The following is a 9,153-nucleotide window of genomic DNA, read 5'->3' on the forward strand; positions in this document are numbered from 1 at the left end:
AGATGAGATGGGAAATCGAACATCCGGACGTCATGCGGGCTACGGCAGATTTTGTGCGGGCGTTTGCATCACTTCCTGATCCGATTGTCGCTGTCGCCGAGCATTCGAAAACGCTGGAAGGCCGTATCGCTTGGGTTCTGTTCGGCTCTTGTCTTGCACAGGAAATTCCGCTCTATTTGTTGCAGAAAGTTCTCGAAGTCCTCTCTCGGCAATATCCCGATGAAAGGCTTTGGACTTTTCCGCTTCCTCAAGAAGTGGAAATTCGGTATTTGGTTCGCCAAGCCAAAAAGACGTACGACTGGCCTTTGGAAGAAAGCGTTCCCGGCATTTTCTGGAGCGTCGGCAATTTTGTCCGCAGGCGTTCTCCGCTGGTGGGCTGGGCGACTTCTACATCGTATAAAGGAATCCTCAGGGATTTGAGCGAAATTTTTTTTATGGGCAAGGGCGCCTATCAGCCCAAGGCGATTTTTGCCTTGTCCCGCCTTTTTTCGGCGCAGCCCAGAGGTCTTGCCATTTCTAGGAATAAAGCACCTGGCGATATTTGCCCGATTCCTTTTTCTTTTGGCATTCGCTGCTGGATGGGCTTTTTGGGGCCCGGCAAGGAAATCGGATTTTCCCAAAAAGAGGAACGTCAAAAACGAATGCTTTCGGCGACTTTTTGCAAGGCGCTCTCGCCCCAAGATCCGCATAAGGTTTCTCACGCGTTTCAGTTCTTTTGGGAATCTTCGCCGTCGGGATGGCTTTGCGCAGATTTCACCGAACACTGCGAAAAGTGCCCGCTCGCTGCGTTTTGTCCTCGGAGTTTAAAAAATGAAAAAAATTAAAAGGTGGATGATTTTAGGGGCGCTGCTTGCTTTTTGCGGTTGCAACCAAGAAGAATCTCTTCTGGAATTGAATTTGTACAAATTTCTGTATCGAGAAAAAGCTCCCGTAAATGTGCAGCTGTATGATTCCGTTTCTGTTCTTCGACGAGTTCCTTCGGCTTGGCAGCTGCGGAATTATGCCATTTCCAATATGGCGGAATTGGAATATGTGCCTGTGGAAGGGGACACTCTTCACGTTTGCCTTCTGGAATTTTCTTCCGACATGTCGGCTTTGGCGTTCTTTTTGAATAGCGGGCTTGTGCAGGAATCTTTCCCTGTCGTCGAAGGGAATTTCCGGGAAATCGCTATGCGTGGCGGTCGGCGGCTCTTTGTTTTCCGCTACGGGCTTCTGCGCAATTATGAACGGAGCGAGTTGGAACGCTTTGTGCAAGGATTTCCGAATTATCGCGCTGGCCTTCCACAGGAATTTTTGAGTTTGCCGATTTCGAATCGGGCGATTGGACAGACTTCTATCCAGATGCGGGACTTTTTGGGCGTCGAATCGGAATTTCCGATGTTGATTTTGGGCTATAGGGGCGATGACGTTTTTTGGAATGCGGCTCGGAGTTGGGGCTCTGTCCCGCAGGACGCTTGGCAGGTGTGGGTGGCAAACAGCCGCAAGTTGCATCGGAATGTCGCCCTTTCTGCGGACACGGTCTTTTTTAATGCTGGGGCGGAAACCCGGGGAGCGGGCCTTCGTCTTCCGGACGGTCGGGTAGTTTGCGTTTGGGGCGCCCTTTCCGCAGAAAACCTGCGAAATCATTTTCAAAAGGCGGCGCAGAGCGTTTACGATTCTCCGAAATAATTATATTGGGACTATATGTCACAAATCGATACTTTTGCAGAAACAATTCTTGAAAAGCTCCGTATGGTTTCCCAGGCGGAAACCGTCATCGGCAAACCCATTCAGGCGGGAGCTGTTACCCTTATTCCGGTAAACCGTGTTTCGATGGGCTTTGGACTCGGCGGAAAAAAGGAAAATGTGGCGGCTTCCGGCGGCGGACTCTCTATCCATCCGCTCGCTTTTGTCGTGATTGCGGGCGACGATGTTCGCATCATGCCGGTTTCGCGGGAAAATGACATGGTTTCCAAAATTGCGGATCTGGTTCCGGATGTCCTGTCGGCTTTCAAGAACAAGAAACCTTCGGACGAGTGATATCTCCACTGTAAATTTTCTATATTTTCCCCATCAGAAAAATTAACCAAGGCTATCTATGCGCTTTTTGAATCTTGTTAAAAAATCCATTCTCCCCGTGATGATTTGCTCGACGCTGGTTTCCGCCCAGCTGATGAGTGGAAGCAATTTGGATGTTATTCGTGTCGGAAAAACCGGTATTTCCCGGGCTCGGATCGATAGTCTCTCCGATGCGTTGGCAAAGGCTCAGGCGCGTGGACGTCAGGTGCCACCCGAAGCGATGAAGCAGGTTCGCTGGGCGGTTATCGACAATCTGGTCGGTCAGGAACTGGTCAAATTGGAAGCGAAGGCTTTGAATATCAAGGTTCCCAAGGCTCGGATTGATAGCGTGGCGGCTCTTTTCAAATCGCAATATCCCAGCACCGAAGTTTTTAAGAACGAACTCAAGAAAAACAACATCAGCGAAAAGCAGTTCAATGAACGCATCGAACAGCAGTTGCAGAGCGACATCATCCTGGAACAGAAAGTGCCGTATCCCAAGGATCCGACTGACAAACAGATTGCCGCTTATTGGGAACTCAACAAGTCCAAGGTTCCTCTGAACGATACGATTAGCGGAGCCCGGATTCTTTTGAAAAGCAAAAAGGGGGAATCCAAGCAGGCGATTGCCGATAAAAAGGAACTTTTGAAAGGCCTTGCCGCTCAAGTCCGTTTGGGCAAAGCGAGTTTTGCGACCCTTGCCGCTCAATACAGCGACGATGCGGACGCTCGTAAAACCGGCGGCGTGATGAATAAATTCATCGCCAAGTCCAAGGGGGCCGATTTTGCCAAGGCGATTGGCAATCTGAACGTCGGCGACATCTCGGACGTTTTCTCCACTACTGAAGGCCTCCAGATTTTTATGCTTACCGAAAAGAACGACGGCAAGTTTGAAAATTACAAGGTGCAGATTGAATACATCCTTCGCGTGCAGGCGGAACAGGAACGCCAGCTGAAAGTGAAAGCCTATCTCGACGAGCTGGCCGCCAAGTATAAAGTGCAGTATCTGAACAAGGACTACACACCGGAAAATGCGATTGGAGGCTCCAAGTAATGGCTACAACTTCCCATGTAGGGCTTACAGAGCTCCGCTCCCGAATTGACAAACTTCGGGGGTATCTTTGACCTCGAGTCTAAAGAAGTAGAACTCTCCGTCCTTGAAAAGGAGTCCGGAAATCCGGAACTCTGGAACGATCAGGATAAGGCCCAGGCCCTCCTGAAAAAAATCACGTCGCTCAAAAAAGTCATTGCCGATTGGAATGAAGTTTCTTCGACTTGTAACGACTTGTCCGAACTTTATGAAATGGCAAAATCCGAACCGGATTCGCAGGAACTTTTCGACAATGTGGAAGAAGAATTCAAAACCCTTCTCCATCGGGTCGATGAAATGGAATTTCGCCGGATGCTTTCCGGGCCCGATGATGCTTGCGCCGCTGTGCTGACCATTCATCCGGGAGCCGGTGGAACAGAAGCTCACGATTGGGCGGAAATGCTGCTTCGTATGTATAAGCGCTTTTTGGAACGGGAAGGCATGGACTTTAAAGTCATCGATGTTCAGGAAGGTGAAGAGGCGGGAATCAACAGTGCGACCATCGAAGTCAAAGATGAATATGCTTATGGACTTCTCCGCTCGGAAATCGGCGTGCATCGTCTGGTGCGCATCAGTCCTTTCGATGCGAATGCGCGGCGGCATACCAGTTTTTGCGCTGTCTATCTGTATCCGGAACACGACGAAGTGCAATTTGAAATCAACCCCGCGGACATTCGAGTCGATGTCTATCGCTCTTCGGGGGCGGGCGGCCAGTATATCAACAAAACCGATTCCGCCGTCCGTATGACGCATATTCCGACTGGGATTGTCGCCAGTTGCCAGACGGAGCGTTCGCAGATTCAGAACCGAGCTACGGCTTTGAAAATGCTGACGACAATGGTTGCGGAACATTACCGCCAAGAAGAAGAAGCGAAGCGCGATGCCCGCCTTGCCGAGAAGAAAAAAGTGGAATGGGGCTCGCAAATTCGTAGCTATGTTTTGCAGCCGTATCAGCTGGTCAAGGATTTGCGTACAAACGAAGAAACGTCCGATACGACGGGCGTTCTTGACGGGAAAATCAAAGCTTTTGTAAATGCCTACTTGCTGCATGAAGCGCAGCAAGCGTAAGCATTCGACCGCTTATTCCTGAATTTCTTGGAGATACCTTTTCAGGGCGTCTTGCCATGTCGGGAGCGGTTTAAATCCGTTTTTGACAAGCTTGGATTTGTCTAGGCGACTGTTGAAGGGACGCTTGGCTTTGGAAATGCCGTATTCCGCCGTGGTCACGGGAATGACGCTGGTCTTCAATCCCGCCTGTCGATAGATTTCTCGCGTAAAATCATACCAGCTGATGTAGCCGCCTTCGTTGGTCGCATGGTAATAGCCGTATTTGTCGGATTCTATCATGTCTATCAGCAGGCGTGCCAGATCGTAAGTGTAAGTAGGCGTTCCGATTTGGTCGTGGACTACGCGGACAGTGTCGTGGGATTTTCCTACGTTCAACATCGTTTTGATAAAGTTCTTGCCGTTTTTGCCAAAAACCCAGGCGATGCGAACGATAAAGTATTTATCCAGATTCAAAGCGACGGCGAGTTCCCCTTCTAATTTGGTTTGCCCATAAATGTTTAGAGGTTTGTAATCTTTGCAATCGGGCTCCCAAGGCGTAGTACCTTGTCCGTCGAATACGTAGTCGGTGCTGATGTAAATCATTTTGCAGTCCAGCTGCTTGCACATCCGGGCGATGTTTTCGGTGCCTTTTGCATTGATGGCGCGGACTTTTTCCTGCTTGTCTAGGTCTTCGGCTAAATCAACCGCGGTCCATGCCGCACAATGAATGACCGCATCGGGACGGACTTGCCCCAAAACTTTTTCAACAGTTTCTTTGTCGGTAATGTCCAAAGGAATATAGGTCGCTTTGGTCACATAACTGTCGTCTTGTACACCGCTATAAATGGAAGCGATATCGCTGCCGACGCCTTCGTGATTTCTTTTGGCGAGCTCGTTCATGACATCGTGGCCGAGCTGTCCTGCCACTCCGGTAACAAAAATTTTCATACGATGAAATTTAGAAAAAGGCAAGAAAAAACGGGCGATGCAATAAAAGAATCCGGCTTGTTTTGGTGGTCAATATAACAAGCATCTCGCTTGTGGCGAGATGCCCGGTTTTAGCGTTTCGGATTATTGTTTCCGCGTCCGCCGCCGCTCGGATTGCCTGTCGTGGACGGAAATCCGGCCCCGTTTGGGTTGTTGTGCGGTTGTGGCATAATCATTACCTCCTTTTGAACTTTAATGTAAAAAAAAACAAACATTGTCAAGGGGTTTTTGCGTATTTCTGAAATTTGGTATTCGGTTCTCCTTTTATCCGTGTTCGGACGAGGCCAAATGTTGTGTTTAGAAAAATAAATCTGCGCAATTGCCGTTGCCATTTTGAAATTGAAAGATTGCGGATTATTTCCGATGAATGGCAAGAAGGTGAATGGGCGAGGAATGTGGGAATGCTTTGAAGGAAAGTTTCCGCGGAAACGGCATTTTCCATTTGCCTTGAATATCTTCCCGATTGCTTTTTTGTAAATTCTGTTCCATGCGATTTATCGTGATGGCTATCAGTTTTTTAGTTTTTTCTTCCGCCGCGTTTGCGCAGGTGCGGGACTTGTTTGCTGAATTTGACGAGGAAACAAAAAAAGCGGACTCGTTGAGTTCCTCTTCGGTGGCGGTGAGTTCCGCGGTCGAGGAAAGCAGCTCTGGCGCAGAGCCGAGTTCTTCTTCGGAAGCTCTTGTTTCTTCTTCGTCTGCGATGAGTTCCGCTGCCGCAGAAAGCAGTTCCAGTTTAGCTGCGTCCTCTTCGGCGACGCTGCCGAGCAGTTCATCGCAAGAAACGAGTTCATCCTCGGTGGTGGCGTCTAGCAGCAGCCTGATGAGTTCTTCGAGTTTGGCGTTGGATTCTTCTGCGGTGGAAAGTTCCTCGTCTGGATATCTTTCGTCTGCGGTAGCGGATTCGTTGCCGCCGGATTCCGCAGCGGTTGCTTCGGCGGATTCTGCCGTTTCGGATTCGGCGTTGTCGGCTTTGGCGGACACCATATCCAGTTCCTCATCGCTCGCGTCTTCGCTTTCTTCTTCGTCTGCGGCGTCCAGTTCTTCTTCCGTGCTCGTCGCTAGTTCGTCCTCCATTTCCCGTCGGGACATTCTCGGCCCCACGAAGGTTTCCAAGGTTTACAGCATCGATGAAATGAAAGGCAAATACAAGAGTCCGCGAAAAGCTCTCTTCATGTCGCTGGTCGTTCCGGGAGCGGGACAGCTCTATGTGGGCGGTTCGACGTTTAATTATGTCCGCGGAGCCGTATATCTGGCTTTGGAAGGCGCTTTGTGGGGAAGCTGGTATTACTATTCCGTTTACAAGTATGACAAGCAGACGGACCGCTACAAGAATTTTGCGAAAAAGCATTTTTCGGCTCACCAGTATGAATCGAAAATGCACGACTTGCGCAACGGGCTGGATGATTCCGATGAAGAAAGCAAATTTGTGGAGCGTTATCTTTCTAGCCGGGAATCCTATTGCAAGTCGATTTATGGGGACGCTTCGACGAATGGCTGCTATACGGGAGACGCTTCTACCGAAATGACGAAAGACAACAATCACGTCAATCATCTGAACGGTTCGTTTAGCCTATATAATTCGGGTTCGTTCTATTCTACAATTGCCGGTTCGGCTTATGTTTTGGGTTGGGATGATGTGGAAAATGAAACTCCCGTATCTGCACTGAATCTGGGCGATCGCGATTCGGAAGTTGTTCCGCTCGGTGAATCCGCCAACTGGAAAACCTACCGCAGCATGCGAAGCAAGGCGAATGATTATGCCGATATGCAGGCCTGGTTCTTTGGCGGGTTGATTTTGAACCACATTGTTTCCGCTTTAGATGCCGCCTGGTCCGCTCATGCGCATAACAAAGTCCTTTACGAAGAAGAGCTTTCCTGGTTTGACCGGTTGCATTTTGAAGGCGGATTTGTTCCGTCGGATTCCCGTTCGATGTTGAATGTCTATTTCAATTTCTAGACCATGAAAAAATTGCTCGCTGCCTTTGTTCTCTTTCTTTGCGTCGCCGAAATTTCTGCGCAGCCTGTAGTGATTTCGGTGGATGAATCGATCAGCAGAAATTCGCAAAAAAGTTTGCCGCTGGCTATTGGTGCTTCGCTTTTGCTTCCGGGAATGGGGCAGCATTATTTGGGCGAGGAAACATTTGTAAAAGCTTATGTTTGGACGGATGTCGCATTGTGGGTCGCCACTTTTGGCAGCTATTTCTTTGGGGAACGGCAAATTGCCAGCGCTCGTTCGTATGCGTCCCGTTATGCGGGAATTTCCAATCCGCCATCAAGCGAAAGCTTTTTGAATCTGCTCGGCGATTACCGGAGTCGTGGGGGAGTCGATGGGGAAAATGCCAATCCGGATTCGGACGAAGATTACAACCAGGCGATGATTCGCAGCGGCTACGCCATTGACAAGGATTATCCTTTTGACGAAGCGCACACCTGGAATTGGGGCTCCAGCGACAATCCGGAAACCTCTCGCCGGATGTCGCATTACCGGGATATCTTGCGTAATTACCGGATTTCCCGAATCGCTTTTCAGGTTTCCATCGGGGCGCTGATTTTGAACCGCGTCATTTCGGTTTTGGATGTCATGCGGATTTACCGTTCCACTTCGAGTTCGCTGGCGGAAACATCGGCTGCGCGTCATTTGGCGATTTTCCCGGAATTTAGACCGGAAGGCCCTGGTGCGACATTGTTGCTTTCGTTTTAAAAACGGATTGCGCAAGGAATTATAGCGGTTAGTTTTCAGTTGTTAGTGATGAGTCCGAATTGTTTGTCTGACCACTTTTTCACTCCTCGCTTCTAATTTTTCGGAGATCACTAATCCCTATTTCTTTATTTTAATGCTGGTCTTGAATCGGCTTTGGGACGAAATGGAGTAACGCATCACCGTCTTGTAAATGGCGGAAATCCGAGTGCCTATTTTTTCGATGTCTTTTTGGGAAACGGAAGTTCGTTAAATATCGCTAGAAATAAATCGGTTAGATACGTTGCCGAATCGATATCTTCGATGAGAAGCATCTCTTTTGCTCCCGGATAAGGCGAAGCGAATTCAGGATTTTTCACAAACGCCAAGGCCGATGGCACCGGCTTCACAAGCAATCGATTATCGCATAGATAGGCCGCTATTTTCCCGCGAAAATAAATAATGTATTCGCCCATCATCTGCTTGGACGAAATTTTGTCTAGCGATGAAAGCTGATTGAGGATGAAGTTCCGAAAGTCAGGGCTGGTAGGCATGGGAGTCCTTTTGTTTCGGCAAAATTAAATTTTTTTGAAAAATAAGAAAGAGGGAGGGAAAATCGGAAATGGAAAATAGAATTTAGAGAATGTGCGATGGATGCGATAGTCTCCTTCCGAGGCTGCTGAATACTGGAGGATTCTGTTCGTTTTGTATGAAGAATCCTTTATATTGGCATTTGAAGCTTGGAATTTCTGAAAAGTATTTCTTGGAACAATTTGTTTCAAGGTGCGAATACGATTTTTATGGCGAGTATCTGCAATATAAAATGTGGCTTTGAATTATTCAATATATGAAGATGCGTTTTTTCACAAGGGAGAAGGCTTTTCAAAGGGAAAATTTCTTCTTAGAAATGGAGCCCTTTCTCGCTGATTGCGAAAAGCTCGCTATTCTATGGGTCTAGAAAATTTCAGTTGGTCGGGAGATCGTCCCTTCTCGCATTTTCACAAAACGGGTTGCGAACAAGATTGATATGGCTTTGTTGCATTCGCGTCTTGCCATAATGTTCTCACTGAAAAATTCCTTTATACATTCACAAACAAGTTCCGCGTCCGTTCGGCCCCTCTTCTCGGGTCCTCGTCCCTTTCTGAATGCAAAAAAGCACCGAATAAATCGGTGCTTTCTAGAGCGGGAAAAGGGAGTGATTCGCTCGGAGTCTCGCGCAAGAGCGCGCTCCTCGCTCCCCCTTCGGGCTCGACACAGGGCGTCGAGTCCCGTCCGCGTCCATGTTTCGCTACGCTCAGTCCGCATCCGGTCGTCC

10 protein-coding genes are annotated in these 9,153 nt (G+C 48.7%); 7 read left to right on the forward strand and 3 right to left on the reverse strand.

Annotated elements, in window-relative coordinates:
• Window positions 1–2 precede the first annotated feature (2 nt).
• The 5 genes from B5D40_RS10830 (at window position 3) to prfB (ending at window position 4,195) form a co-directional block, all read left to right on the forward strand.
• Complete coding sequence (locus B5D40_RS10830) at window positions 3–824, forward strand: hypothetical protein (protein ID WP_078776914.1); 822 nt, start codon at window positions 3–5, stop codon at window positions 822–824.
• On the forward strand, window positions 811–1,668 hold the full coding sequence (locus B5D40_RS10835) for a hypothetical protein (protein WP_078776915.1): 858 nt from the start codon (window positions 811–813) through the stop codon (window positions 1,666–1,668). Before B5D40_RS10830 ends, B5D40_RS10835 begins: the two co-directional genes overlap by 14 nt.
• Window positions 1,669–1,683: 15 nt before the next feature.
• Complete coding sequence (locus B5D40_RS10840) at window positions 1,684–2,019, forward strand: GerW family sporulation protein (protein ID WP_073302525.1); 336 nt, start codon at window positions 1,684–1,686, stop codon at window positions 2,017–2,019.
• Window positions 2,020–2,077: 58 nt separating this feature from the next.
• Entirely contained in the window at window positions 2,078–3,091 is a 1,014-nt protein-coding gene (locus B5D40_RS10845; RefSeq protein ID WP_078776916.1) for a peptidylprolyl isomerase, read from the forward strand.
• Window positions 3,091–4,195 (forward strand): peptide chain release factor 2 gene (gene prfB / locus B5D40_RS10850; protein WP_095849475.1). Its coding sequence is split into 2 segments (ribosomal slippage): window positions 3,091–3,159 and window positions 3,161–4,195, totalling 1,104 coding nucleotides; the frame shifts between segments, so codons are not numbered across the junction. Before B5D40_RS10845 ends, prfB begins: the two co-directional genes overlap by 1 nt.
• Window positions 4,196–4,207: 12 nt before the next feature.
• Here the strand turns inward: prfB and rfbD are convergent.
• Both rfbD and B5D40_RS16135 read right to left on the reverse strand, forming a co-directional pair.
• Window positions 4,208–5,122, reverse strand: coding sequence for a dTDP-4-dehydrorhamnose reductase (gene rfbD, locus B5D40_RS10855; protein ID WP_078776917.1), 915 nt, complete (start codon window positions 5,120–5,122; stop codon window positions 4,208–4,210).
• A 393-nt stretch (window positions 5,123–5,515) separates the two neighbouring features.
• Entirely contained in the window at window positions 5,516–6,250 is a 735-nt protein-coding gene (locus tag B5D40_RS16135) for a hypothetical protein (protein WP_234978171.1), read from the reverse strand.
• Between B5D40_RS16135 and B5D40_RS16140 the strand changes: the two genes are divergently transcribed.
• Both B5D40_RS16140 and B5D40_RS10870 read left to right on the forward strand, forming a co-directional pair.
• A complete protein-coding gene (locus B5D40_RS16140; protein WP_233126554.1) occupies window positions 6,210–7,118 on the forward strand; it encodes a DUF5683 domain-containing protein in 909 nt (302 codons plus the stop codon). The genes B5D40_RS16135 and B5D40_RS16140 overlap by 41 nt on opposite strands.
• Window positions 7,119–7,121: 3 nt before the next feature.
• Window positions 7,122–7,862, forward strand: coding sequence for a hypothetical protein (locus B5D40_RS10870; protein WP_073302535.1), 741 nt, complete (start codon window positions 7,122–7,124; stop codon window positions 7,860–7,862).
• Window positions 7,863–8,071: 209 nt separating this feature from the next.
• On the opposite strand, the gene B5D40_RS10875 is transcribed toward B5D40_RS10870, so the two are convergent.
• A complete protein-coding gene (locus tag B5D40_RS10875; RefSeq protein WP_073302537.1) occupies window positions 8,072–8,392 on the reverse strand; it encodes a TfoX/Sxy family protein in 321 nt (106 codons plus the stop codon).
• Window positions 8,393–9,153 lie beyond the last annotated feature (761 nt).

The sequence above is a fragment of the Fibrobacter intestinalis genome (assembly GCF_900167415.1).
In the GTDB taxonomy this organism is placed as follows: Bacteria; Fibrobacterota; Fibrobacteria; order Fibrobacterales; family Fibrobacteraceae; genus Hallerella; species Hallerella intestinalis.